General features: G+C 66.5%; 22 protein-coding genes and 2 tRNA genes. 15 read left to right on the top strand and 9 right to left on the bottom strand.

Going from position 1 to position 24026, the window contains the following annotated elements:
* Nucleotides 1-69 precede the first annotated feature (69 nt).
* On the bottom strand, nt 70-744 hold the full coding sequence (locus AB2M62_RS14320; protein WP_404334799.1) for a response regulator: 675 nt from the start codon (nt 742-744) through the stop codon (nt 70-72).
* Entirely contained in the window at nt 737-3754 is a 3018-nt protein-coding gene (locus AB2M62_RS14315) for a two-component regulator propeller domain-containing protein (RefSeq protein WP_404334797.1), read from the bottom strand. The genes AB2M62_RS14320 and AB2M62_RS14315 overlap by 8 nt, the downstream gene beginning before the upstream one ends.
* A gap of 311 nt (nt 3755-4065) precedes the next feature.
* Between AB2M62_RS14315 and AB2M62_RS14310 the strand changes: the two genes are divergently transcribed.
* Both AB2M62_RS14310 and AB2M62_RS14305 read left to right on the top strand, forming a co-directional pair.
* A complete protein-coding gene (locus tag AB2M62_RS14310; RefSeq protein WP_404334796.1) occupies nt 4066-4896 on the top strand; it encodes an alpha/beta fold hydrolase in 831 nt (276 codons plus the stop codon).
* 11 nt (nt 4897-4907) lie between these two features.
* Nucleotides 4908-5675: an alpha/beta hydrolase gene (locus AB2M62_RS14305; protein ID WP_404334794.1), complete on the top strand. Its 768-nt coding sequence runs from the start codon at nt 4908-4910 to the stop codon at nt 5673-5675.
* A 53-nt stretch (nt 5676-5728) separates the two neighbouring features.
* Here the strand turns inward: AB2M62_RS14305 and AB2M62_RS14300 are convergent, their stop codons facing one another.
* Both AB2M62_RS14300 and AB2M62_RS14295 read right to left on the bottom strand, forming a co-directional pair.
* Complete coding sequence (locus AB2M62_RS14300; protein ID WP_404334792.1) at nt 5729-6142, bottom strand: DoxX family protein; 414 nt, start codon at nt 6140-6142, stop codon at nt 5729-5731.
* Between the two features lie 63 nt (nt 6143-6205).
* Nucleotides 6206-6904, bottom strand: a complete 699-nt coding sequence (locus tag AB2M62_RS14295) for a pirin family protein (RefSeq protein ID WP_404334791.1) — start codon at nt 6902-6904, stop codon at nt 6206-6208.
* Nucleotides 6905-7029: 125 nt separating this feature from the next.
* Between AB2M62_RS14295 and AB2M62_RS14290 the strand changes: the two genes are divergently transcribed.
* Nucleotides 7030-7956 (top strand): LysR family transcriptional regulator, encoded by a 927-nt coding sequence (locus AB2M62_RS14290; RefSeq protein WP_404334789.1) that lies wholly within the window; start codon nt 7030-7032, stop codon nt 7954-7956.
* 74 nt (nt 7957-8030) lie between these two features.
* Here the strand turns inward: AB2M62_RS14290 and AB2M62_RS14285 are convergent.
* Nucleotides 8031-8107: transfer RNA gene (locus tag AB2M62_RS14285), tRNA-Pro, on the bottom strand.
* Between the two features lie 174 nt (nt 8108-8281).
* On the opposite strand from AB2M62_RS14285, the gene yajC reads away from it, so the two are divergent.
* Genes yajC through AB2M62_RS14260 form a run of 5 tightly spaced genes read left to right on the top strand, consistent with a single transcriptional unit; the run spans nt 8282 to nt 11941 of the window.
* Nucleotides 8282-8623: a preprotein translocase subunit YajC gene (yajC, locus tag AB2M62_RS14280; RefSeq protein ID WP_404334787.1), complete on the top strand. Its 342-nt coding sequence runs from the start codon at nt 8282-8284 to the stop codon at nt 8621-8623.
* Complete coding sequence (secD, locus tag AB2M62_RS14275) at nt 8623-10215, top strand: protein translocase subunit SecD (protein ID WP_404334785.1); 1593 nt, start codon at nt 8623-8625, stop codon at nt 10213-10215. Before yajC ends, secD begins: the two co-directional genes overlap by 1 nt.
* A 13-nt stretch (nt 10216-10228) precedes the next feature.
* Nucleotides 10229-11188: a protein translocase subunit SecF gene (secF, locus tag AB2M62_RS14270; RefSeq protein WP_404334783.1), complete on the top strand. Its 960-nt coding sequence runs from the start codon at nt 10229-10231 to the stop codon at nt 11186-11188.
* Nucleotides 11189-11192: 4 nt separating this feature from the next.
* Entirely contained in the window at nt 11193-11564 is a 372-nt protein-coding gene (locus tag AB2M62_RS14265; RefSeq protein ID WP_404334781.1) for an Mth938-like domain-containing protein, read from the top strand.
* Nucleotides 11565-11584: 20 nt separating this feature from the next.
* Nucleotides 11585-11941: a VOC family protein gene (locus AB2M62_RS14260; protein ID WP_404334780.1), complete on the top strand. Its 357-nt coding sequence runs from the start codon at nt 11585-11587 to the stop codon at nt 11939-11941.
* Nucleotides 11942-12549: 608 nt separating this feature from the next.
* Here AB2M62_RS14260 and AB2M62_RS14255 read toward each other — a convergent pair.
* Nucleotides 12550-13365, bottom strand: a complete 816-nt coding sequence (locus tag AB2M62_RS14255) for an LD-carboxypeptidase (RefSeq protein ID WP_404334778.1) — start codon at nt 13363-13365, stop codon at nt 12550-12552.
* 41 nt (nt 13366-13406) lie between these two features.
* Here AB2M62_RS14255 and murC point away from each other — a divergent pair, with 41 nt between their 5' ends.
* The 6 genes from murC to AB2M62_RS14225 all read left to right on the top strand — a co-directional run bounded on the left by murC (nt 13407) and on the right by AB2M62_RS14225 (nt 18528).
* Nucleotides 13407-14804 carry a UDP-N-acetylmuramate--L-alanine ligase gene (murC, locus tag AB2M62_RS14250; protein WP_404334776.1) on the top strand — a complete coding sequence of 466 codons (1398 nt, stop codon included), beginning with the start codon at nt 13407-13409 and terminating at the stop codon, nt 14802-14804.
* 72 nt (nt 14805-14876) lie between these two features.
* Nucleotides 14877-15836 (top strand): IS1595 family transposase, encoded by a 960-nt coding sequence (locus AB2M62_RS14245; RefSeq protein WP_404334774.1) that lies wholly within the window; start codon nt 14877-14879, stop codon nt 15834-15836.
* Nucleotides 15837-16062: 226 nt separating this feature from the next.
* A complete protein-coding gene (locus AB2M62_RS14240) occupies nt 16063-16623 on the top strand; it encodes a hypothetical protein (protein WP_404334772.1) in 561 nt (186 codons plus the stop codon).
* Between the two features lie 188 nt (nt 16624-16811).
* Nucleotides 16812-17402: a hypothetical protein gene (locus AB2M62_RS14235; protein ID WP_404334770.1), complete on the top strand. Its 591-nt coding sequence runs from the start codon at nt 16812-16814 to the stop codon at nt 17400-17402.
* Nucleotides 17399-17608: a helix-turn-helix transcriptional regulator gene (locus tag AB2M62_RS14230; RefSeq protein ID WP_404334768.1), complete on the top strand. Its 210-nt coding sequence runs from the start codon at nt 17399-17401 to the stop codon at nt 17606-17608. Before AB2M62_RS14235 ends, AB2M62_RS14230 begins: the two co-directional genes overlap by 4 nt.
* Nucleotides 17605-18528 carry an alpha/beta fold hydrolase gene (locus tag AB2M62_RS14225; protein ID WP_404334766.1) on the top strand — a complete coding sequence of 308 codons (924 nt, stop codon included), beginning with the start codon at nt 17605-17607 and terminating at the stop codon, nt 18526-18528. Before AB2M62_RS14230 ends, AB2M62_RS14225 begins: the two co-directional genes overlap by 4 nt.
* A 58-nt stretch (nt 18529-18586) precedes the next feature.
* Here AB2M62_RS14225 and AB2M62_RS14220 read toward each other — a convergent pair whose 3' ends face one another.
* Nucleotides 18587-19537 (bottom strand): DUF2171 domain-containing protein, encoded by a 951-nt coding sequence (locus AB2M62_RS14220; RefSeq protein WP_404334765.1) that lies wholly within the window; start codon nt 19535-19537, stop codon nt 18587-18589.
* Between the two features lie 225 nt (nt 19538-19762).
* Between AB2M62_RS14220 and AB2M62_RS14215 the strand changes: the two genes are divergently transcribed.
* Nucleotides 19763-19838: transfer RNA gene (locus AB2M62_RS14215), tRNA-Ala, on the top strand.
* Between the two features lie 206 nt (nt 19839-20044).
* On the opposite strand, the gene AB2M62_RS14210 is transcribed toward AB2M62_RS14215, so the two are convergent.
* Both AB2M62_RS14210 and AB2M62_RS14205 read right to left on the bottom strand, forming a co-directional pair.
* Nucleotides 20045-23032: an ATP-binding protein gene (locus tag AB2M62_RS14210; RefSeq protein WP_404334764.1), complete on the bottom strand. Its 2988-nt coding sequence runs from the start codon at nt 23030-23032 to the stop codon at nt 20045-20047.
* Nucleotides 23033-23155: 123 nt separating this feature from the next.
* Complete coding sequence (locus AB2M62_RS14205; RefSeq protein ID WP_404334762.1) at nt 23156-23785, bottom strand: response regulator; 630 nt, start codon at nt 23783-23785, stop codon at nt 23156-23158.
* Between the last annotated feature and the right edge of the window lie 241 nt (nt 23786-24026).

Below are 24026 nucleotides of genomic sequence, written 5' to 3'. Positions count from 1 at the left end.
AACGCGGGCCATAACGCGGCCCGGTCCGTCTCTACCTTCGTGCAGCGATTGGGCAAGACGAAGGGCGGGTCAGATGTCGATAAAGCCGCGCCGCGCCGCGGTGATCACCGCCTGGGTGCGGTCGGCGACGTCGAGCTTGGCGAAGATGTTCTTGAGATGCGCCTTGACCGTGTCGGTCGACAGCGACAGCCGCCAGGCGACCTGCTTGTTGGGGTGCCCCTCGGCGACGAGGCGCAGGATGTCGGTCTCGCGCTCGGTGAGTTTCTCGTCGAGCGCGTGGAGCGCGATCTCCTGCGCGATTTCGGGCGCGATGGCGCGGCGTCCGGCATGGACGGTGCGGATCGTGTCGAGCAGGTCCTTGCGGATGCAGCTCTTGAGCAGATAGCCCGCGGCGCCGGCGCGCAGCGCGCGCAGTGCCTGGGTGTCGCCGGGATAGGTGGTCAGCACGACGATCGCGGCGTCGCCATCCTCGGCGCGGATCCGCTGGATCGCCTCGAGCCCGCCCATCCCGGGCATCTGGATGTCCATCAGCGTCACGTCGGGGCGCCCCGCGCGATACTGCTCGATCGCCTCGACGCCGTTCGCCGCCTCGCCGACGATCGCCATGTCGGCCTGCCGCCCGATCACGGCAGCGATGCCTTCGCGCAACATCGGGTGATCGTCGACGATCAGCACCCGGGTCGGCGCGGCCGGCGCACCTGTCGGCTTCGGCGCAGCGGACGCCCCGGAAATCCTGTCAGGCAAGTTCGTCTCCCATTGCAGTGCGCCTGGCCCGCCGCCGGCGGGTGCTGCGCGCATAGGCGATCGCGGCGGGAACGAGGAGCGCGACTTCGCTGCCCGCCGCCGGGCCCGATCGGATCGTCAGCTCGGCCTCGATCTTGTCGGCGCGCTCGCGCATGCCGGTCAGCCCGAAATGCCCCTCGCGCCGTCCGGCCTTGAGGATGTCCGCCGGGATTCCCACGCCATCGTCGCGGAAGCGCACGCCAAAGCTCGCCGCGCGATAGACAATCTCGATCTCGACGCGTCCGGCCCGTGCGTGCCGCCAGATGTTGAACAGCGCCTCGTTGGCGATCCGGGTGACTTCGTCGCGCACCAGCGCGTTGAGCGGCCTCGCCGCGCCGGTCGTCACCACCTGGATCGCGGTGGTCGGCGCGAAGGCCTGGCGGCGCACGACGTCGAGCAGCATCTCCGCCAGGTCCTGGCCGTCGTCGCCCGAGGCGCGCAGGTTGCGCACCCGGTCGCGGCCCTCGACGAGCACCTGATCGGCGCGGTCCAGCGCTTCCTCCAGCGCGCGGCGGGCGGGCTGGTCGGGCGCGATATCGTCGGCGACCAGCTGAAAGCGCAGCACCAGCGCCTGCACGCCCTGGAGCAGCGTATCGTGCAGTTCGCGCGCGATCCGCTCGCGCTCGGCGATCCGCGCGGCCATCCGCGCGCGCATCCGCCGCGCCACCGCGCGCAGCCGCAATCCATAGAGCAGCCAGAGCACCAACCCCGCCGCGGCGAGGCACAGCAGCACGAACAGCCGCGATTGCAGGAAGGTCGGCGGCACGGTGAATTCCAGTGTCGCGCCGGTGCGGTTCCACACCCCGGCATCGTTCGCCGCAATCACCCGGAAGCGATAGGTCCCCGGCGCCAGATTGGTGTAAAAGGCTTGGCGCCGCGTGCCCGGATCCGTCCAGTCGGGATCGACGCCTTCGAGCTGGTAGCGGAAGCGCACCCGGCTCGGCACCGACAGGCTGAGCGCAGTATAGTCGATCGCGAGGCTGCGCGTTCCCGCCGCCAGAGTGAGTGTAACCGGGTCGGCATGGCGCACGCCGTCGGCAGTCAGCGCGCGGATGCGCACCGGCGGCGGAGTGGGGTTGCGCACCAGCGCCGCCGGATCGATGCGCACCACGCCCTGGCGCGTAAGGAACCACAGCCGCCCGTCGCCGCCCATCGCCATCTGCGCCCCGTCCGAGCCCTGGGTGCGGCTGGTCAGCCCGTCCTGCTCGCCGAACAGGTCGTGCGCCAGCGGCCGGTGCGGGTCGGCAAAGGCGCGGTCGAGATCGGCGGTCGTCACGCGCAGGATGCCCTTGTTGTTGATCATCCAGGTCTCGCCGCGCGGGGTGTGGACCATGCCGCGAATCCCGCGCAGCCAGGGATGGTCGGCGATCGACAGCCGCGCAAAGCCCTTGCCGTTCCACCGCGCCAGCCCGGTGCCGCCGGCGACATACAGCCCCTCGGGCATGCCGCGGACGAGCGTCAGCCCGGCAACGCCGATCGCGGCATTGCTCCACAGCCGCCCCTCGCTGCCTTCGATGCGCATCAATGCGCGGCGATCGAGCACCAGCACCGGATTGCCCGCCGCATCGATCGTCACGTCCTGCGCGCGGCCGGCAGCCGCGGGAAGGGCGATCCGCTGCCAGCGATCGCCGTCGCGACGCAATACGCCAAGATCGAGCCGGGCAAGCCACAACCGCCCGGCGCCATCCTCGCCGCATCCGGTGGTCGGGCCGGCGTCGGGCAGCGGCAACCGCGCGGTGATGCGGCCCTGCTCGAGCCGCAGCACGCTGCCCAGCTCGACCAGCCACAGCGCGTCGCCGCGTCCGCGGCACAGCGCGCGCGGCTCGTCGAGCCCGGCCAGGATCGGCACCGGATCGCCGCCCGGAGGCACGCGATACAGCGTCGCGCCGCTGGCAATATAGACATTGCCGCGCTGGTCCGCGGCGATCAGATAGCCTGTCGCCGTGGTCTTGGGCGGCAGCGGCACCTGGACGACATTGGCGCGGCGGAACTGGTCGAGTCCCACTTCGGTCGCCGCCCAGATATTGCCCTCGCGGTCGCGCAGCATCGCCACCGCCTGGTTCGACGTGAGCCCGTCGCTGCTCGCATAGCGCACCACCGCGTCGGGCGCCGAACGGCCCGGCTGGGGGATGCGGAAGACGCCCCCGGTATAGGTCGATCCCCATAGATTGCCCGCGCGATCGAACAGGATCATCGTCCGTCGCACCGTCGGCGCGGCGGGGTAGAAGACCGTGTTGTGCGCGGTGCGCTGGCCGCGCGGATAATCGGGCAGCATCCAGGTGCCGCTTGGGTCTGAGATCCACAGGTCGCCGGCGGCATCCTGCGCCATGCTCGCGCCGTCGCGGATGCGGCGCCCGCTGTCCTCGAAGCGGGTGGCGCCGCGGCGCAGATACAGCAGCCGCGTCTTGGCGGCGAGCCACAGCGTGCCGTCGCGCGCGGCGAACAGGCTCGATACCGGCTCGTCGTCGGGCACGCCCCAGCGCGCGTCGATCGCTTGCCACTGGCCGTGCGAATAGCGTTTGAGCATGCGGCGGGTGCGCCCGCCGACCGCCCAGATCGCGCCATCGGCATCTTCGCGAAACTCGGTGATTTCGCCCGGCGCGTTGGGCATGCCCGCACGCACCAGCGCGCCGTGGCGATAGATTTCGGCGCCGGCCCCGCCGGCATAGCCAACCCACAGATCGCCGTTGCGGGCAACGAACACCGCGCTCACCGGGATCGCCCCCGCCGGATGGCCGGGGGCAGGGGGCACATGCTCGAAGCTCACCCCATCGAAGCGATAGAGTCCCTCATAGGTGCCGAGCCACAAATAGCCGTCGGGCGTCTGGGCCAGCGCCTGGAGCATGCCGGGGATGCCGTCCTTGCTCGTCCAGCCGCTATGGGTGAACCCGTCCGAACCCAGCGCGTTCGCCGCTGCCGGCTGCGCGATGCACAGCGGCAACAATCCGGCGATGAGGCGCAGCAGCCGCAATTCTTCCCCTCGGCCCTGGGCAAGCAGCCGATCGGCTCCCCGAGGAACGGCTACCCTAGCATATCGGCGCCGAGGCGGGGAGTAGCCCGATAGGGTGAACGCAAGCCCCCGTGCGGGATTTCGCGGCGCATCGGCGGGGCCGATAGCGTCGTAACGAAGGAGTCCAGTCGATGCGATCCGACCAGCCGTCACAAAATCCGGCTATCTCCCGACGCGGCGTGCTCGCCGGGTCGGCGGCGCTCGCCGGCGCCAGCGCGCTTCCCTTCCCGCTATCAGCGGCGCTCGCCGCACCCCGATCAGGAGACAGAAACATGGGTACGATCACCACCAAGGACGGCACCGAGATCTTCTACAAGGATTGGGGTCCCAAGGACGCGCAGCCGATCGTGTTCCATCACGGCTGGCCGCTCACCTCGGACGATTGGGACACGCAGATGCTGTTCTTCCTCGGCCACGGCTATCGCGTGATCGCGCATGACCGTCGCGGCCATGGCCGCTCGACCCAGACCGACACCGGCAACGAGATGGATACCTATGCCGCCGATGTTGCGGCGCTCACCGATCATCTCGATCTCAAGGGCGCGGTGCATATCGGCCATTCGACCGGCGGCGGCGAAGTCGCCCGCTATGTCGCGCGCGCCAAGCCCGGCCGCGTCGCCAAGGCCGTGCTGATCGGCGCGGTGCCGCCGCAGATGCTCAAGACCGACAAGAACCCCGGCGGCCTGCCGATCGAAGTGTTCGACGGCATCCGCGCCGGCGTCGCCGCCAATCGCGCGCAGCTCTATATCGATTTCCCCACCGGGCCTTTCTACGGCTTCAACCGGCCCGGCGCGAAGATCAGCCAAGGCGTGATCGACAATTGGTGGCGCCAGGGCATGTCGGGCGGCATCAAGGCGCATTATGATTGCATCAAGGCGTTCTCGGAAACCGACTTCACCGAGGATCTCAAGGCGATCAGCGTGCCGGTGCTGGTGCTGCACGGCGACGACGATCAGGTGGTGCCCTATAAGGATGCCGGCGTGCTCTCGGCCAAGCTGGTCAAGAACGGTACGCTGAAGATCTATCCGGGCTATCCGCACGGCATGTGCACCACCCATGCCGACGTCATCAATCCGGACCTGCTCGCCTTCATCAAGGGCTGATAGGACCAGCGATGGCCGACACGGTCGTGCTGATCCACGGCGCCTGGCTCACGCCAAGCGTCTGGGATCGCTTCCGCCAGCGTTACGAGGCGGCGGGCATGACCGTGATCGCGCCGCCCTGGCCGTGTTTCGATCGGCCGATCGACGCATTGCGCGCACGCCCCGATCCGCGGCTTGCCCGGCTGGGGTTGCGCGCGATCGTCGATCATCATGCCGCGCTGGTCGAAGCGCTGCCGCATCCGCCGATCCTGATCGGCCACGGCTTTGGCGGGCTGGTCGCCCAGCTGCTGCTCGATCGCGGGCTGGGTGCGGCCGGCGTCGCGATCGCGTCGGCGCCGCCCTTCGGCGTGGCGCCGCGCCCGCCCGCGCTGTGGACCGCGCTGCCGACGCTGTTCGGCTGGAACCGGGTGCTGCGCCTGTCGCAGCGCAGCTTCTCGCATGGCTTCGCGCAGACGCTGCCCGCGGCCGAGAAATCCTATGTCTATGAGAAGTTCGTCGTCCCTGCGCCGGGGCGGATCTTTGTCGAGACGCTGTTCGGCATCGGCACCCGGCTGCGTGGGCGCACTTCCGCGCGCGCGCCGCTGTTGCTGATCGCCGGCGCCGAGGACCGCACCGCGCCGCCCGGCATGGTCCGCGCCAATCATCGCCGACAGCGCCGCGCGCCTTCGGTCACTGCATTCCATCTCTTCCCCGGCCGCTCGCACTGGCTGTGCAACGAGCGCGGCTGGGAGGATGTCGCCGATCGCGCGCTCGGCTGGGCAGTCGAGCACACGCGCTGACGCAAAAAGGGCGGGCCGCCGAAGCAGCCCGCCCTTCAAGCTGGTAGATCCAACTAGCGCTGGTCGATGCTGAACCGGCCGGCGCCGAACGCGACGATCTGGAGCAGGCCGCCCGCGATCGCGATGTTCTTGAAGAAGTGGATGAACTGGTTCTGGTCGCCCAGCGCCGCGTGGAAGAAGATCGCCGTCGCCACGCTGAACAGCGCCAGCACGCCCGCCACCAGCCGGGTACGATAGCCGAGCACCAGCAGCGCGCCGCCGACCAACTCGACGAGAAGCGCGATGCCGAAGCCTAGCTCGGGAAGCGGCAGGCCGGCAGCGGCGATATAGCCGATCGTGCCGGCGGGCGCCGCAAGCTTGCTCAATCCGCTGAGCAGGAAGATCGCGGCGATCAGCACGCGGCCGGCAAAGGGCGCATAGCTGGTGAGGTCGGTCGAGGGGGAAGCCGTTTCGATACGCGTAGCCATGATAAGTCTCCAAACAGTCGAAAAGGGGAGCCGCCGGGCAGAGGGAGCCCGGCGGCAGGGGGGTCAGGCGGCGTCGACGAGGACGATCTCGCTGTCCTCGATCGCCGTGATCGTGATCGTCTCGAGGTCCTTGATCGCGGCGCCGTCGCGGGCGTTGACGCGGATGCCGTCGAGGTCGATCGCGCCGGTGGCGGGGACGAGATAGGCCTTGCGGTCGGCACCGATCGTATATTCGGCAGTCTCGCCGGCCTTCAGCGTTGCGCCGACGACGCGGGCATCGGTGCGGATCGGCAACGCGTCATTGTCGTTGTCATAGCCGCTGGCGAGCACCACGAACTGGCCGGCGCGGTCGCCCTTGGGGAAGGGCTTGGCGCCCCAGGCGGGCTTTTCGCCGCTGCGCGTCGGGATGATCCAGATCTGGAAGATCTGCGTCTCGCCGTCCTCCATATTATATTCGGAGTGGGTGATCCCGGTGCCCGCGCTCATCACCTGGACATCGCCGGCCTCGGTACGACCCTTGTTGCCCAGATTGTCCTGATGGGTGATCGCGCCTTTGCGGACATAGGTGATGATTTCCATGTCGCGATGCGGATGCGGCGGGAAGCCGGTCTTCGGTGCGATCGTGTCGTCGTTCCAGACGCGCAGATTGCCCCAATGCACCCGGTTCTCGTCCTGATAGTTGGCGAACGAGAAGTGATGCTTGGCGTCGAGCCAGCCATGGTTGGCGCCGCCGAGGCTGTCATAGGGGCGAAGTTCGATCATGGTGAAACTCCCTTTGGTCTATTGGTGGGCGGCACCGGGCCGCTCTCGATGACCGGGATGTAGGCCTTGTCCGCTATCGTGTTCAGTGAGATAAAATCGTCGAAATCGTTCGAGAAAGTTGAACAGTGAACCCCGGCACGCCAACCTTCGACCAGCTCCGCCTGTTCCTCGCCGTGGTCGAAGCGGGCAGCTTCGGCGGAGCGGCCCGCCGGCTCAACCGTGCGGTCTCGGTAGTGAGCTACGGCATCGCCCAGCTCGAATTGCAGCTTGGCGTGACGCTGTTCGATCGCGCGGGCACCCGCCGCCCGCAGCTCACCGACGCGGGCAGGGCGGTGCTCGCCGAGGCGCGCGCGATCGCGCAGGGCATGGACGGGCTGCGCGCCAAGGTGAAGGGCCTGCTCGAAGGGCTCGAGGCCGAAGTCAGCCTCGCCGTCGACGTGATGCTGCCCACCGATCGGCTCGGCCGGGTGTTGCGTGCCTTCCGCGCCGAATTCCCCACCGTGTCGCTGCGGCTCCATGTCGAGGCGCTCGGCGCGGTGACTGCGCTGGTGCTCGACGGCAAGGCCGGGATCGGGATGAGCGGCCCGCTCGCCTCCGATGTCGACGGCATTCAGCTGGTCGCGGCCGGCGCCGTCCAGCTCGTCCCCGTTGCCGCGCCCGATCACCCGCTCGCCCGGCTCCATCCGATCCCGCCCGGCGCCGCGCGCGATCATATCCAGCTCGTCCTCACCGATCGCTCGCCGATCACCGCCGGGCGCGATTTCGCGGTGCAGAGCCCGCGCACCTGGCGGCTCGCCGATCTCGGCGCGAAGCACGCGCTGCTGCGCGAAGGGATTGGCTGGGGCAACATGCCGCTGCCGATGGTCGAGCCCGACCTGATCGACGGCACGCTCGTCCGCCTCGTGATGCCCGAGAATCCCGGCGGCGCCTATCGCTTCTGCGGCATCCATCGCCGCGACGCGCCGCCCGGCCCTGCCGCCGCCTGGCTGCTCGACCATTTCGTCCGCAGCGCTGCCGACGACCAGGCAACCGCCATGCTCCCCGACGCCTAGAAGCGGGACAATGTCTGAAGACGCGCGCAGCGTGCGCCGAACCGGCGGCTGCGCATCACAAGGTGTGGAATTCTTGGTCGGGGCGACAGGATTCGAACCTGCGACCCCCACACCCCCAGTGTGATGCGCTACCAGGCTGCGCTACGCCCCGACCGAGGCTGCGCCCATTAGGCGGGTCGCGCGGCGGATGCAAGCGGCGCGCTGCGGAATCCTTAGGCGGCACGGGCTGGCCCCGACAATAGTTGCACGCCCTGTTCGCGCGTGATAGCTCGCGCGGCTTGAACGGGGGCGGATTCCGCGCCCTCCACTCTGGCATCCGGAAACCATGTTCGCCACTCCAGCATATGCACAAGCCGCCGGCGCGGCGGGACAGGGCGGCTCCGCAGGCGCGATCGTCTCGATCCTCCCGCTCGTCCTCATCTTTGTCGCCTTCTATTTCCTGATGATTCGTCCGCAGCAAAAGCGGATGAAGGACCTTCAGGGCGCGATCCAGGCCGTCAAGAAGGGCGACACCGTCGTCACCGGCGGCGGGCTGATCGGCAAGGTCACCAAGGTCGAAGAGCGCGAGATCGAAGTCGAGCTCGCCCCCGGCATGAAGGTGCGCGCGCTCAAGGGCACGCTCACTGAGGTCCGCCCGCTCGGCGGCGGCAAGCCCGCGAACGACTGATGCTCGATTTTCCCCGCTGGAAGGTCCTGTCGATCACCATCGGCATCGCGCTGATGGTCCTGCTCGCCGTGCCGAGTTTCGTCCCCAAGAGCGTGCGCGAGACCTGGCCTAGCTGGGTTCCCAAGCCCGCGATCAACCTGGGCCTCGATCTCGCCGGCGGCAGCTATCTGCTGCTCGAGGGCGATACCAAGGACGTCGCCCAGTCGCGGCTCGAGGGCATGCGCGATCAGGTGCGCGCCGCGATGCGCCAGGATCCGAAGGTCGATATCGGCGACATCTCGGTGCAGGGCGGCAAGCTCAGCTTCATGGTGCGCGATCCCTCGAAGGTCGATGCCGCGCGCGAAAAGCTGCTGCCGCTCACCAACGGCGTCGCCACCACCGGCCAGCGCGACTGGGACATCGCCGTCGTCGATTCGACGCGCTTCGTCCTCACCCCCACGCAGGTCGGCATCAACGCCACGGTCGAAGAGGCGATGAACGACGCGCGCGAAGTCGTCGAGCGCCGCATCAACGCGCTCGGCACGGTCGAGCCTACCGTCGTGCGCGAAGGCAGCAACCGCATCGTCGTCCAGGTCCCCGGCCTCAACGATCCGACTGCGCTCAAGCAGCTGCTCGGCAAGACCGCCAAGCTCGAATTCCGCCTGGTCGATACCACGGCGAACCCGCAGGATCTGGCCAAGGGCATTGCCCCGGCCGGCTCGATCATCCTGCCCTATGCCGAAGGCGGCGGCACGATCGCGCTCCAGCGCGAGGTGATGATCACCGGCGACATGCTGGTCAACGCCAGCCAGTCCTATGATCCGCAGACCGGCGCGCCGGGCGTCACGCTCCAGCTCAACGGCGCTGGCTCGAAGCGCTTCGCGCGCGTCACCCAGGAAAACAGCGGCAAGCCCTTCGCGATCATCGTCGACAACGTGGTCATCTCGGCGCCGCGGATCAACGAGCCGATCCTCGGCGGCAGCGCAGTGATCAACGGCGGCTTCACCGTCCAGAGCGCCAACGAGCTCGCGATCGCGCTGCGCTCGGGCAAGCTCAAGGTGCCGCTCAAGGTCGTTTCCGAAAACACCGTCAGCCCTGAGCTGGGTAACGATTCGATCCGCGCGGGCATCACCGCCTCGGTGATCGCTGTCGTCGCGGTGATCGCGTTCATGATCCTGACCTATGGTCGCTTCGGCATCTATGCGACGATCGCGGTGATCATCAACGTGCTGGTCATCCTTGCGATGATGGGTCTGCTCAACGCCACGCTGACGCTACCGGGCATCGCCGGCTTCGTGCTGACCATCGGCACCGCAGTCGACGCCAACGTGCTGATCAACGAGCGCATCCGCGAAGAGCGGCGTCGGGGGCGCAGCGTCACTCAGTCGGTCGAGCTCGGCTATAAGGAAGCCAGCCGCACGATCTTCGAGGCCAACGTCACCCACGCCATTGCCGGCTTCATCATGCTGATCCTCGGCTCGGGTCCGATCCGCGGCTTCGCGGTGGTGCTGCTGTTCGGCATCGCCACCTCGGTGTTCACCGCCGTGGTGTTCACGCGGATGCTCGTTTCGATCTGGCTGCGCCGTAACCGGCCCAGCGAAATCCACATTTAAGGACGCCCGGACCATGCGGCTCCTCAAGATCATTCCGGACAACACCAATATCGGGTTCGTCCGTATCCGCCACATCGCCTTTGCGGTGACGGCGCTGCTCACCGTCGCGGCGCTCGTGCTGCTGGCGGCGCGCGGGCTCAATTATGGCGTCGACTTCGCCGGCGGCGTCTCGATCGAGGAGAAGTTCGCCGCGCCGCCGCCGCTCGATCAGGTCCGTTCGGCGGTCAACAATCTCGGCTATGGCGAGAGCACGCTCCAGCAGCTGGGCGGCGCGAACACCGTGTCGATCCGCATGCCGCTGCCGAACTCGACTGACGAAGGCGCGGTCGACAAGATGGTCGAGCAGGTGAAGAGCACGCTCGCCGCCAAATTCCCCGGCGCGACCTTCAGCAACTATTCCACTGTCTCCAGCAAGGTCTCGGGCGAGCTGATCCAGAACGGCGTGCTCGCGGTGTTCCTCGCGATCATCGGCATCGCGATCTTCTCCTGGCTGCGATACGAATGGCAGTTCGGCGTGTCGACCGCGGTCGCCATCCTGCACGACGTGCTGATGACTTTGGGCTTCTTCGCGCTGTTCCGCGAGCTGTTCACCTTCGATCTCAACATCGTCGCCGCGGTGCTCACGATCATCGGCTATTCGATCAACGACAAGATGGTGATCGACGATCGCATCCGCGAGAATATGCGCAAATATCGCAAGATGGGGATGAGCGAGCTGATCGACTTGTCGGTCAACGAGACGCTGCCGCGCACGGTGATGACCTCGCTGACCATCCTGATCGCGCTCGCCTCGCTGCTGATCTTCGGCGGCCATGTGCTGCGCGGCTTCACCGCGGCGATGATGCTCGGCGTCGTCGTCGGCACCTATTCGTCGATCTATGTCTCCTCGTCGCTGCTGATTACCCTCGGCCTCAAGCCGGGTCCGCGCGAGGAAAAGCCGAGCGCGGCCTCGGGCGCCGAGCGCATCGGCTGAGCGGATGAAGATGGAACGCCGCAGCGCGGAGGGCCCGCTGATCTCGGGCTTTTCGGGCCGCGGCTTCAAGGTCGATGACGGGGTCTATGAAGGGCTGTTGATCAGCCCCGAACGGGCCGATGGCTGGTCGCCGCCCCCGATTGCCGATCTCACCCCGGACGATATCGCGCCGCTGCTCGCGCTGTCGCCCCAGCCCGAATTCCTGCTGCTCGGCACCGGCGCCACCTTGGTGCGCCCGCCGCGCGCCTTCACCGAGGCGCTGGGCGCGCGCGGGATCGGCGTCGAGCCGATGGACAGCCGTGCCGCGGCGCGCGCCTGGGGCGTGCTCCGCGCCGAGCTGCGCTGGGTCGCCGCCGCGCTCTATCCGCTCGACTGAACCGCGAGGAGGCGGCGCCGATGACCCAGAGCCACGCTGTCACTGCCATCCTGCCGTGCAACGATCTCGACCGCAGCCAGGCCTTTTACGAGCAGCTCGGCTTCGCCTTGGTCAGCGATTACGGCCATTACCGCATCCTCGCCGATGGCAAGGGCTGGCACCTCCATCTCAACCGCGCCGAGCCGGGCTGGGTCATCCCGTTGCATAATCCCTTCGGGCTGTATCTCTATGTCGAGGACGTCGATGCCGTGGCGGACCGGGTGCGCGAGCGGATCATCGAGAAGGACGCACCGCACCTGAAGCCCTGGGGCACCTATGAGTTCGCCGTGAGCGATCCCGACGGCGTGCTCGTGCGGATCGGCCGCGTCGCCGCCTGAGCGGCACGAAGCGCTGTCCTACAGGCGCTGCGATGCGCCACAATGTCTTCAGGGCTGTGCCTGCCGAGTCGGGATCGGGCGATCCGACCAGCGTGCCAGCCGTGTCGAGCGAGGTACGCGCGGTGCAGCGTCGAGTGTCAATTTCGTCGAGCGAAGCGGCGGGCCGCAGGTCGCGAGCGTTCGCAGAGCGGGCGCGCGGCAACGCTGGGTTACGCGTCAACTCCGTCAATCGAGCGATCCGCACCATTTGGTTGGGCATCGCCGCGGTCACCCGGAACCCCCGCGACACCGCGGGCGGCTACCACCGTGTCGACCAGGCGCCGTGCGACACCGCTTTTGGTGTCAACTCTGTCAACCGAGCAATCCGCACCATTTGGTTGGGCATCGCCGCGGTCAACCGGAGCCCCCGCGACACCGCGTGCGGCTACCACCGTGTCGACCAGGCGCCCTGCGACACCGCTTTTGGTGTCAACTCTGTCAACCGAGCACTCCGCACCACTTGGTTGGGCATCACCGCCGCTAACCGGGCGCCCGCCAAACCCGCGTTTCGTGTCAACTGTGTCAACCGAGCTACCGGCCGCGCCGCACCACGATCCGGCTGCCGCGCCTCACGCTACGCCGAACGGAACCACCCGGTTCAGTTCGACATGGCCGATCTCGGCGCGGCCGAGATAGGGCACGCCCATGTCGCGGCACCAGCGCGTGATCATCTGCTCGATCGTCTCGCCGAAATCGACGTCGTTGTCGGGCACTTCGCTGACAGCGCCCAGCCGCACGCCGGCGATGCCCTTGAGCTGGGTGGCATAGGCCATCTGGAACAGCATCCGATCGATCCGGTAAAGCGGCTCGGAGACTTCCTCGATCAGCAGGACATGGTCGGTGAGGTCGGGCAGCCATTGGGTGCCGATCATCGCGGTCAGGATGGCGAGGTTGAACGCCGCGGCGGGGCGGCCGTCGAGCCCGGGCTCGAGTCCGCGGCGGTCGCCGTCGATCAGCCAGCCGAGCACCCAGCCGGCGCCTTCGCCGCTGTCGTTCTTGCCCATGCTGCTTGCCATCGGCCCGTGCGCCTGGCGGCCGATCCGCCGGGCATAGAGCGCGCCGAGCATGAAGCCCATGTCGGAAAAGCCGATATAGGTCTTGTGCCGGGCGGCGGGGCCGAGCTGGGGCATGATCGTGTCGAGGATGCGGTTCGATCCGTATCCGCCGCGCGCGAACCAGATCGCGTCGAAGGCCGGATCGTTGGCGAATTCGAGGAAGGCCCTGGCGCGCAGCTCGTCGGGGCCGGCGAAATGGCCCGCCTCCTCGAAGCACTGCGGATGATAGACGATGTCGTGCTGGGGATAGGTCAGCGCCATGAACGCCGACATCCGCAGCGACGATTCGCGGCTGATCGTCCGTGCCGGTGCCACAACTCCGATGCGCATGTGCTTGCCCCTTCGCTCCAAATTGCCGATAGCCCGGCCCGATGGATCACCGCAAACCTTACTTCTTCGTGGGCATCGGCGGATCGGGCATGATGCCGCTGGCGATGATCCTCGCCGGGCAGGGTGCGACCGTCGCGGGCTCGGACCGCAGCCTCGATCAGGCCAAGCTGCCGGCCAAGTTCGACTATCTGCGACGGCGCGGCGTCACGCTGTTCGCGCAGGACGGCAGCGGCGTCGTCTCGGCGGACCAGCTGGTCGTCGCCTCGGCGGCGGTCGAGGCGAGCGTGCCCGATATCGTCGCGGCGGAGCAGGTGGGCGCCGAGCGCAAGAGCCGCGCCGAGCTGCTCGCCGAGCTGTTCAACGCCGCGCCGTTGTCGATCGGGGTGGCCGGCACCAGCGGCAAGTCGACCGTGACGGGCATGATCGGCTGGATCCTCCACGCCTCCGGCCGCGATCCCACGGTGATGAACGGCGCGGTGATGAAGAATTTCGCGACGCCCGACGCGCCCTTCGCCAGCGCGCTGGTCGGCGCAGGCGATGCGTTCGTCAGCGAAGTTGACGAGAGCGACGGATCGATCGCGCTCTACTGGCCGAAGATCGCCGTGCTCAACAATGTCAGCCTCGACCACAAGTCGCTGGAGGAGCTGCGCGACCTGTTCGGCGGCTTCATCGCCCGCGCCGCCACCGCAGTGGTCAACCGCGACAATGGCGAGGGCGCCGCGCTGGCGATGGCGCTGCCCGCCGATCGGTTGCTGACCTTCGCGATCGAGGGCGAGGCTGATCTGGTCGCCTCGAACCTCGAGGAGCAGCGCTTCGGCGTGTCCTTCGACCTGGTCGAGCGCGGCGGCGCGCCGGTCCGCGTGACGCTCCAGGTGCCGGGCCGCCACAATGTCTCCAACGCCCTTGCGGCGATCGGAGCGGTGCGGGCGGCCGGCATCGGGCTTGTCGAAGCGGCGCACGCGATCGGTGGGTTCGCCGGGCTCAAGCGCCGCTTCGAGTTGGTCGGCGAGGCCGGCGGCGTCGCGGTGATCGACGATTTCGGGCACAATCCCGACAAGATCGCCGCCACCCTGGCGACGCTCCACGCCTTTCCCGGCCGCCTGCTGCTGCTGTTCCAGCCGCACGGCTATGGCCCGCTCAAGGTGATGCGCGGCGAGTTGGTCAGCATGTTTACCCAGCATCTCGGGCTCGAGGACGTGCTCGTGCTGCCCGATCCGGTCTATCAGGGCGGCACCGTGGCGCGCGAAGTGACCAGCGCCGACATTGTCGCCGATATCGCCGCTACCGGCCGAACCGCCCTCCACATCCCCGAGCGCGCCGCCGCCGCCGCGCACCTTGTCGCTGCGGCGCAGCCCGGCGACCGCATCGTAGTGATGGGCGCTCGCGATGATACGCTCAGCCTGCTAGCGCAAAGCATGGTCGACAATATGACAGGCTAGCACGTCATTGTGTATAGCTAGCTGGACATTATATACTTGACAAAGCAAACGTGATGCGGGCATATCATCCGCATGACGAACATCACCGCTCCCCAGTTCACTGACGAGAACGCGGCCCGTGAGCACCTTGAAGCGCTGCGCTGGCCCGATGGCCCGATTTGCCCCCACTGCGGTTCGGTCGATGTGAAGCGGCTACCCGCTCAGCGTGGCCGCCCGACGAAGGCGCATCCTGAAGGCAAGCTCCGCGCTGGCGTTGTTCAGTGCAACGGTTGCCGTGACCAGTTCAGCGTCACCGTGGGCACCGTCTTTGAGAGCAGCAAGGTTCCGCTGAACAAGTGGCTGCTGGCAACGCATCTCATGGTGTCCAGCAAAAAGGGCGTGAGCGCTCACCAGTTGCACCGCATGCTTGGCGTCACCTACAAGACCGCATGGTTCATGGCTCACCGCATCCGTGAAGCCATGATCTCGAACGACGAAACCCCCATGGGCGGCGACGGCGGCATGGTTGAGGTTGACGAGACCTATATTGGCCGCGTTCCCGGCGAGAGCCGCATGGCGATCCACAACAAGAACAAGGTTATCTCGCTGGTGGAACGCGCAACGGGCCGTGCTACCTCCATCGTGTTCACTGGCAACTTTAGCGCCGCCTCAATCGCCCCGATCCTCGCCAAGCATGTGTCGCCGGAAGCTCGTCTCATGACCGACGGCGCGCACATGTATAAGACCGCTGGCAAGGCGTTCTCGGCTCACTACTTCGTTGATCACACGCGCGGCGAGTACGTGAAGCGCGCAGACGCCACGATCCACACCAATACGATTGAGGGCTTCTTCGGCATCTTCAAGCGCGGCATGCGCGGCATCTATCAGCACTGCGGTTCGCAGCACTTGCAGCGCTATCTTGCCGAGTTCGACTTCCGTTACACCAACCGCGTTGCACTCGGCATCGGTGACGACGAGCGCGCCTCGATTGCGCTGCGCGGCATCGCTGGCAAGCGTCTGACCTATCGGCGGACTGCTAACTTCGCAGCCTAAGCATCCAGCGCTAGGCCGTAAGCGTACCTTCAAGGGTGGGGCGTACGGTACTCGCTGGATGATACCGCCTTGGATGATCCAGAAGGACTAGCGAGGCTGCGTCGTCCGCTCGCCGCCTCCGATCGGACGGCCCCGCCGCCGAGGCTCGCTTGACTCTTCCCGCTGGTCGTGCGGCTTTGGTGGGGTACTCAGCATCCTGCGAAGTACGTCATCTTCGGTACTGTCCATGAACGGTGATCCCTCTAAAATACTCGATGCCATCTATCGAGAAATCGGTTTTTTCCTCACCACCTTCGCACAATACGAGGCTGGGATCTATCGGCTATACGAGGACTATCTTGGCCTCTCAAACCCCGTCGTACGAGCATTGGTGGGCGACAGCCGATGGCCGGATGTACAGCGTACTTTCAAACGGGTAATGGTCGCAAAGAAGGCGAGCAAAGAAGCCCTCGAAATTTGGGAGTATATTCTCAAGAGGGAAAGAGAGCTTCGCCCATTTAGAGACCTTTGCGCGCATTATCCGGCTCATGGGTCTATCGGAGAGAACGGCGTCGTCTTCATCGAGTTCGCAGGTGAGATAAACCCGAACAACAAAAATCCAGAGCCTTGGGAGCATATACCCCTTGAGGAATTCAAAAGGTGCTGGGGCGCAGTAAGCTGGCTCTCAATGCGGGTCAGGTATCATCTACAGCCCACACTGGAGGGACAATCCGTATCGGCGGATCTGCTAGAGCAAACGTTCGGACCATGGCCGCAATTACCCGCTCTGCGTCGGGCAAATCGCTAAACCATTCAAATCCATGCTCCCATTCCCGAAACATCTCATGGGTGAATTCTATCTCTAGCGCCGGCCTGTCGCTAGCGGGTGTAAAGTTATCTGGACGCTTTGTCATGTATATAATGTCCAGCTAGCTTGACATTGCTGCGCGACTCGGCGTAAAGCTCCCTTGTCATCTACAGGGGAGTTGAGTTGCCGTGACGTTCGAAGAAACCGTTCCGTCGCCCCGCATGGGCGTGCCCGTCGTCACCTATGTGCTGAGCCTGCTCGCGAGCATCTGGATCGTACGCAGCTATCGCCCCGATCTGGCGATCAGCGTCCTGATATTCGCGGTCCCGATGGCCGCGCTGGTGTGGATGGTCGTCGAGGCGCGCCGCGCCAAGCGGCTGCGCGGTGCCGTCCCCTGCGGCGGAGGCGCCGCCTATTTCCGGCGCGTCGTCGTGCTGGCGCTCACCTACGTCGCGCTGCTGTTCGCTGCGAACTGGCTCTACACCCATTATACGCTCACCGGCCCGCTTGCGGTGATCGTCGCGCTGCTGCCGGCGCTCCCGATGGTCGGGATGATCGTCGCAATCGGGCGGCTGATCCTCGACGAGAAGGACGAATATCAGCGGATGCTGCACGTCCGGCAGATGCTGATCGCCACCGGGCTGACGCTTTCGGTATGCAGCATCTGGGGGTTCCTCGAGGAGTTCAACCAGGTGCCGCATGTGCCCGCCTATTGGGCGTTCATCGTCTGGTGTGCGGGGCTGGGCTTCGGCACGCTCTATAACGAGCGGCGGCCATGAAGAACCGCCTCCGCGTGCTCCGCGCCGAGCGGGCGTGGAGCCAGCAGGATTTGGCCGAGCGCCTCGAGGTCTCCCGCCAAAGCGTCAACGCCATCGAGACGGGCCGCTACGATCCGTCGCTGCCACTCGCCTTCAAGATCGCCGACCTGTTCGAAATGCCGATCGAAGACATCTTCACCAATCCCGCCAAGGAGGCCGACCAATGATCCGTCGCATGCTCTTCGCGCTCGCCGCCACCGCGAGCATTCCGCTGATCCTCGGCGCCCAGCCGGTGCAGGCCGCGCCGCACGCCGCCCCAAGCCCGACGCTGATCCAGATGGATCACATCTCGGTGGAGGTTACCGGCAGTGGCAGCCCGGTCATCCTGATACCCGGCCTCTCCAGCCCGCGCGCCGCCTGGGACGGGGTTACGCCCGAACTGGCGAAGCGGCACAGCGTCTACCGCGTCCAGGTCAACGGCTTCGGCGGCGACGATCCGCGCGGCAACCTCAAGTCCGGGGTGCTCGATGGCATCGTCGCCGACCTCCACAAGCTGATCGAAACCAACAAGCTCAAGGGCGCCGCGGTGGTCGGCCATTCGATGGGCGGGCTGGCCGGCATGATGCTCGCCGCCCGCCATCCCGAGAGCGTGGGTCGGCTGATGATCGTCGACGCGCTGCCGTTCTTTGCGGTGCTGATGGCGCCGCCCGGGACCGACGTGACGGTCGCGATGGTCGAGCCGCAGGCGAAGATGATGCGCGATGCCGTGGTGGCGAGCTATGGCAAGCCCGCCGATCCGGCTGCGGCCGAGGCCAATGTCGCCTCGATGACGCTCAAGCCGGAAAATCTACCGCGGCTCAAGGGCTGGGCGATGGCGTCCGATCCGCGGGTGGCCGGGCAGGCGGTGTATGAGGACCTGACCACCGATATGCGGCCCGAGCTTGCCAAGATCACCGCGCCCGTGACCGTGGTCTATGCGTGGAACGCCAAATATCCGCGCGAGGCGCAGGCTGATGCGTTTTTCCGAAGCCAATACAAGGGGTTGCCGAACGGCAGCTTTGTCGGACTTGGCGAGGCTGCGCATTTCGTGATGCTCGATCAGCCTGCAATGTTCCAGGCGGCGCTCACGGCATTCCTGGCCGATTGAAAAATGGGGCCCGGGATTGCCCGGGCCCAGTCTGCTCACGTGGGTTGAACCAACGGGCTCAATAGGTGCCCTTGAAGCTTCGATCGAGATTGCGCTCGGTGCGCCAGGAGGTTTCATCCTCGCCCCGAGTGTCGCCGAACAGCGCACCGCGCTCCTCGTCGCGCCAATGCGCCTTGGCTTCCTCGGCAGTCTTGCGCAGCACGACCTTGTCATCGACCGACTGGATCCAGCGCGACGGAATCGAATGGTGATGGTTGCCCGCGGCGCTGTCGCTCTTGGTCAGCAGGATGCGGTCGCCGCGTACCTTGTCGACGGTGCCGACATGGGTGTCGTCGGACCCGACCACTTCCATATGCTCGGCCACGCGGCGCAGCGAGTCACGCTGGCCCTGGCGATCGCTACGCCAACTGGTGAACTCGTTCTGGAAGCGTTGGGCGTTTTCCTGGCGATACTCTTCATAATCGCGATCGAGCTCGCCGATCCGCTCGCGCCGCCAGGCATGATAATGGTCGTCGCGGCCGCTGGCATCGCGGCCGCGCTCGGCGCGATACTGCTGTTCGTCATGGCGCTGGTCGAGCTCGCGGCGGCGTTCTGCCTCCTCGTCACCGAACCAGGAGCGGATCTCGTCGCCGGCGCGATCGATGAAGCCGCGATCGCGGTCATAGCCACGGTCGCGCTCGAAGCTTCGCTCCGGCACGCGGCCGCCAAAGCTGCGCGCGCCATAGCCGCGCTGCTGGCCGCGCTCGCGATCCCAGCCGCCGCGCTCGCCCGGGCCATAATTGCCGGGCCCGTATCCGCCGGCGCCATAGCCGTAGCGGGCGCGGTCGCGCGGGGCGTCCGCGCCATAGCCATAGTTGCCGCGCTCACGCCGGCCTCCGAGCTCGCCGGCGGCGGCATAATCGCGCGCGCTGGAATAGGTGTAGTCGCGGCCGGAGCCGTAATCTTCGGTGTAATCGGCGTCGCGGCCATATGAATCGCGCGGCCCATAGGGGCGGTTGCGGTCGTCCATGTGCGTCTCTCCTGATCGCTTTCCGGTAGGCGGGGCGCGCCGTATTTCGCCGCGCCCGACGAGTGATTCAGCGAGCAAAGGGTGCCTAGGGTTCCGGCGATTCGTCGATTTTGGCAACGCGCGGGCGCAGCAGCGCGACCGCGCAGACGGCGCTCCTAGCCAGTTGCATTGGGGTTCGCGCGTCGCTAATGGGGGCGCCTCCCGGACGCCCGGGAGACCGGCGGCGGGGCTGTAGCTCAGATGGGAGAGCGCTGCAATCGCACTGCAGAGGTCAGGGGTTCGATTCCCCTCAGCTCCACCAGCCGCCTTTGATTTTGCTGCATTTTTTGCAAAAATCCCAATTCGGTCATAATCTCGGTCATAATATCGGCTGCGGTTAACGGTGGTTTCGCACGGACTTGCGCGCACCGTCTGCCTGAACCTGCTTTGCTGGCCGCGGCGAGGCATCTTGGATCGGGTTAGTGGCCGGTGATCGGCGGCGTCCGTATTGTATCTGATCAAAAGCGCCTATCGACCTGCTCCGATCGTCCGCAGGGGCAACCGGAGAATGATGTTGGTGCCACCGCCGGGACGTTCAACGAACTGGATCGCGCCGGACTGTTGCTTGGCCCGCTCTCGCATCCCGACGAGTCCGTAATGCCCTGTCACTTCGTCGCCGTCGAGAACCTGCTGGGGCAAGCCGACGCCGTCATCCGCAACCGAGACGGTCAGCTGTGAACGGCCGAAGACAAGCGCGATTTCGACTCTTTCGGCGGCGGCATGGCGCAGTGTGTTCGCGATGGCTTCGCCAATCACCTGGGCGATGTCGTCCGCTGCCCAGGGTTGGATGAGGATCGTAGGGCCTTCAACGCTCACCGACCATTGCAGCGGCGAAGACGCCAGCATCGACCCGGCGATCTCCTCGATCTTGTTCGCGAGCGCGACCGGTTCGGCGTTCTCGCGCAGCATGTGGACGCGGCGCCGGCCTTCGACGATCGCTTCTTCCGCGAGATCGAGCGCTCGGCCGAGCTTTTCGCCCGTTCCGCTTTTGGGCGGTAGGGTATCGAGCGCCGCCTGGAAGTGGAGCATCAGTCCCTGGAAGCGCTGCAGGATGGTGTCGTGCAGCTCGCGGGCGATGCGCTGCCGCTCGCGGTCGCGTTCCTCGACGCGCATCCGGATCCTGCCACTGATTTGGCGAAGCCGCAGGGAATAGGCGCCCCAGATGGCGAGCAGCGCGGCGAGCGCGCACAGTGCCGTGAAGTACCAGGATTGAACGAAGGTGGGCGGGATGGTGAAGCGGAGCGTAGCGCCCGTGCGATTCCACACCCCTTCGTCATTGGCGGCGATCACCTGGAAGCGATAGGTGCCGGGCCCTAGGTTGGTAAAAATGGCCTGCCGCCGCTCGCCCGGATCGATCCAGCCATCGAGCGCACTGCCGAGTAGCCGGTAGCGAAATCGTACGCGCTTGGGCACCGAAAGGCTGAGCGCGGTGAAGTCGATCTGCAGGTTTTGCGCGCCTGCCTTCAAGCGCTGGTCCGCCGCCAGCGGCAGGCCCGCGCCATCCACCGTCATGCGCGTAATCGAAACGGGCGGGACGACGCGATTGTGCTGAATGCGGGATGGATCGAGCGAGTAGATGCCGTTGTTCGTGGCCATCCAGAGCATGCCATCATCGCCCTGGAAGAGGTTCGCATAGCCGAATGCCTCGCTCATCCCGTGGAGGCCGTCGTCGTCGCCGAAGGTGCGCCAACGCAGTGGCGCGCGTGGATCGCGGAAGCGCGCTTCCAGCTCGCGCGTACGCAGGCGAGTAAGCCCCGTCTTGCCGAGCAGCCAAGTATCGCCGGCACGGGTCTGCACGATGCCGGAGACATCCTGGAGGAAGGGGTATTGGTCGCTCGAGATCGTGCGAACCGCGCCGCCGTCGAACTGCACCAGCCCGCGCTCGCCGCCGATCAGGACGTACCGGCCGTTGCCGCGAATGACTTCGACGAAGCTTAGCGGGTTGGATTTGTTCGGCAGGATGGTTGCGATCCGATCGCCGACGATGCGGCGGGTTTCGCCATAGCCGTGATAGGTGATCATCCCGCCCATGCCGTCTGGGCCGAAGGTGAATGCACCTGCGCCGGGCTGCGTACTCTCCACCTCGAAACGACGCGGGCCAGCGTCGGTCACCCGATGAAAGCCGCTGGGACCGTTGATCCAAAGCCGGCCCTCCGGATCCTCCGCGCAGGCGCTGTAAAAGGACGTGCCCGGAACAGCGGCCTGAGGCAGGCGCACGCTGCGCGAGGACGGACCGTCATGGCGCCGCAAGGTCGAGAGACCGGTGCGCCACCACAATCCACCGTCGTGGCTGCCGCACGCGCCATCCCACATGGATCCAGCGGGGAGGGTGCCGATCGGCACGGCTTCGCCGGCGTCTACCCGGAACACGCGATTGTCCTTGCGGACATAGATCCGTGACCGGCCGTCCTGCAAAACTTGATAGAGCCGGTATCCCGACACGTCGGTCATGTCTGCCAAGGGCGCGAGCGCCAGACTCCGATCGACGATATTGACGGGGTGGAAGCGATGCAGGCCCAGTTGCGAGGAGAGCCAGACATTGCCCTCGCGATCTTCCGCAAACCCGCCGGAAAAGGCGCCCTGGCCGGCGGAAAGTTCGAAGATCAAGGCGCGGGCATTCTGGCGCGCCGTCGCCGTAAGGGCTGGCGGCGCAAGCCAGGCCAATTGCCTTCCCTCACTCACCACCCACAACGAACCGGTATGATCGAAATACAGGTGGGAGATGCGGAATTTGGGGCCTAATCGGTGCACGATAGATGCCAGCGACGCGGTCGCGCTTCGCCGTGGCAAGCGTACCTGGCGCAGGTCGCCATTGTTGATCAGCCAGACACCGTCATCCGGGGCGCGAGCCAGCGCGGCGTCCATCGATACCGTGACGACACGCTGCCATTGGCGCGTTGCCGTGTCCAAATACAGCAGCGCGTCGTCTGTAATGGCGAGCACGTCGCCCGCATCCCGGATCACCAGCTGGCGCAGCCAAGTCCCGGCGGGAAGGGGGTAGCCCAGCCACTTGCCGGCATGTCGATGGTACAAGGTCGTGCTGCCGCCCACCCAGATGCTGCCGTCCGACGTGCGTGCCACCGTGCGGACGCTTTGATTGTCGGGCAATCGGATGCGCGTGCGTCGGCCGTCGTGCACGCGCACAAGGGATCTGTCCCCGTATCTAAGCCAGGTGTCCCCCGAGCCGTCCACTTCGATCTCCGCAACGCCGGCGCCGCCCCTTTTCTCGAGTTCGGGAAGTCGCTCGAACGTGACGCCATCGAAGCGGAATAGGCCGATTTCGGTGCCGAGCCAGAGATAGCCGTCGGGCGGCTGCGCGACCCCGCTCACCCCGCCCGGCGCCCCGTCCTTCATCGTCCAGTCGTCATGATTGTAGCTGGGAAGCGCCTGCAGCGGGGGGGCAGGTTGCGCCCGGATGGGAACTGCGATGGTCCCGGCCACCATCGCAAGTATCATCCGTGCGCCTGCGCGGCGAAAACCAGCTTTCAAGTCTTCGTCCCCCGGATCGCCGCTTGCGACGTGCGCAACGGCGAGAACTTAATATGCGAGCAATCAGGCAGATGTCACGGACGGGCCTGCTTAAAGTCGGATAATGCCGCGACGATGGGCGAGCGTCACCGCATGCGTGCGATCGGTCGCGCCGAGTTTCGACAGGATGCCGCGCATGTAGGTCTTCACCGTCTCTTCGGAGAGGCCCAGCTTGGCGGCGATCACCTTGTTCGAACAGCCCTCGGCGACGAGCGCGAGCACTTCGGTCTCGCGCTGGGTGATCGCCTCGCCCAGCGCGCCCAGCGCCACCGCCGTGGCGATCTCGGGCTGGACATGGCGGCGCCCGGCATGCGCCTTGCGGATCGTGTCGGCGAGTTCGCGGCGCAGGCCGCTCTTGAGCAGATAGCCGACCGCGCCGGCCTTGAGCGCCCGCGTCGCCTGGACATCGCCCTCATAGGTGGTCAGCACGACGATGCGCGCCTCGGGATCGTCGGCGCGGATCGCGGCGATCGCGGCAAGGCCATCCATCACCGGCATCTGCAGGTCCATCAGCGTGACGTCCGGGGCAAGCTCGCGGAACGCCTCGATCGCCTCGACGCCGTTGCTCGCCTCGCCGACGATCTCGATATCGTCGAGCGGCGCCAGATAGGTCGCGACGCCATCGCGCAGCAGCGCGTGATCGTCCACCATCAGCACGCGGATCGGCGGTGCGTCGCTCACTTGGCGTTTCCAACCCAACGATACACGAATGCTTCTCCAACTTGCGATGGCTTCTTTAGACGACATGCCGATGCGGGACCCGCATCGGACATCGGCGCTATCGAACCCGTGCGCCAACTCAAGCGCAGCTTGGTGCCGAGCCCAACCTCCCATTTCGAGGGATGCGGTGCACGCCTGAAGGGGGAGATAGGCCGCAAGCCCTTGATGCGATACTCGTTTCGGCATCGTCAGCATGGGAACG

Origin of the sequence: Sphingomonas sp. MMS12-HWE2-04, assembly GCF_044881185.1 — a bacterium.
In the GTDB taxonomy this organism is placed as follows: domain Bacteria; phylum Pseudomonadota; class Alphaproteobacteria; order Sphingomonadales; family Sphingomonadaceae; genus Sphingomonas.
The sequence above is the reverse complement of the archived record's forward strand: the minus strand, read 5'-3'. Positions and strand labels throughout refer to the sequence as shown.

Excerpts from the sequence above, each read along its gene's own strand:
- AB2M62_RS14310 (WP_404334796.1), top strand. The coding sequence starts at position 4,066 with ATGGGTACGATCACCACCAAGGACGGCACCGAGATCTTCTACAAGGAT.
- AB2M62_RS14305 (WP_404334794.1), top strand. The coding sequence starts at position 4,908 with ATGGCCGACACGGTCGTGCTGATCCACGGCGCCTGGCTCACGCCAAGC.
- AB2M62_RS14300 (WP_404334792.1), bottom strand. The coding sequence starts at position 6,142 with ATGGCTACGCGTATCGAAACGGCTTCCCCCTCGACCGACCTCACCAGC.
- AB2M62_RS14295 (WP_404334791.1), bottom strand. The coding sequence starts at position 6,904 with ATGATCGAACTTCGCCCCTATGACAGCCTCGGCGGCGCCAACCATGGC.
- yajC (WP_404334787.1), top strand. The coding sequence starts at position 8,282 with ATGTTCGCCACTCCAGCATATGCACAAGCCGCCGGCGCGGCGGGACAG.
- secD (WP_404334785.1), top strand. The coding sequence starts at position 8,623 with ATGCTCGATTTTCCCCGCTGGAAGGTCCTGTCGATCACCATCGGCATC.
- secF (WP_404334783.1), top strand. The coding sequence starts at position 10,229 with ATGCGGCTCCTCAAGATCATTCCGGACAACACCAATATCGGGTTCGTC.
- AB2M62_RS14265 (WP_404334781.1), top strand. The coding sequence starts at position 11,193 with ATGAAGATGGAACGCCGCAGCGCGGAGGGCCCGCTGATCTCGGGCTTT.
- AB2M62_RS14260 (WP_404334780.1), top strand. The coding sequence starts at position 11,585 with ATGACCCAGAGCCACGCTGTCACTGCCATCCTGCCGTGCAACGATCTC.
- AB2M62_RS14255 (WP_404334778.1), bottom strand. The coding sequence starts at position 13,365 with ATGCGCATCGGAGTTGTGGCACCGGCACGGACGATCAGCCGCGAATCG.
- murC (WP_404334776.1), top strand. The coding sequence starts at position 13,407 with ATGGATCACCGCAAACCTTACTTCTTCGTGGGCATCGGCGGATCGGGC.
- AB2M62_RS14245 (WP_404334774.1), top strand. The coding sequence starts at position 14,877 with ATGACGAACATCACCGCTCCCCAGTTCACTGACGAGAACGCGGCCCGT.
- AB2M62_RS14240 (WP_404334772.1), top strand. The coding sequence starts at position 16,063 with ATGAACGGTGATCCCTCTAAAATACTCGATGCCATCTATCGAGAAATC.
- AB2M62_RS14230 (WP_404334768.1), top strand. The coding sequence starts at position 17,399 with ATGAAGAACCGCCTCCGCGTGCTCCGCGCCGAGCGGGCGTGGAGCCAG.
- AB2M62_RS14225 (WP_404334766.1), top strand. The coding sequence starts at position 17,605 with ATGATCCGTCGCATGCTCTTCGCGCTCGCCGCCACCGCGAGCATTCCG.
- AB2M62_RS14220 (WP_404334765.1), bottom strand. The coding sequence starts at position 19,537 with ATGGACGACCGCAACCGCCCCTATGGGCCGCGCGATTCATATGGCCGC.
- AB2M62_RS14210 (WP_404334764.1), bottom strand. The coding sequence starts at position 23,032 with ATGATACTTGCGATGGTGGCCGGGACCATCGCAGTTCCCATCCGGGCG.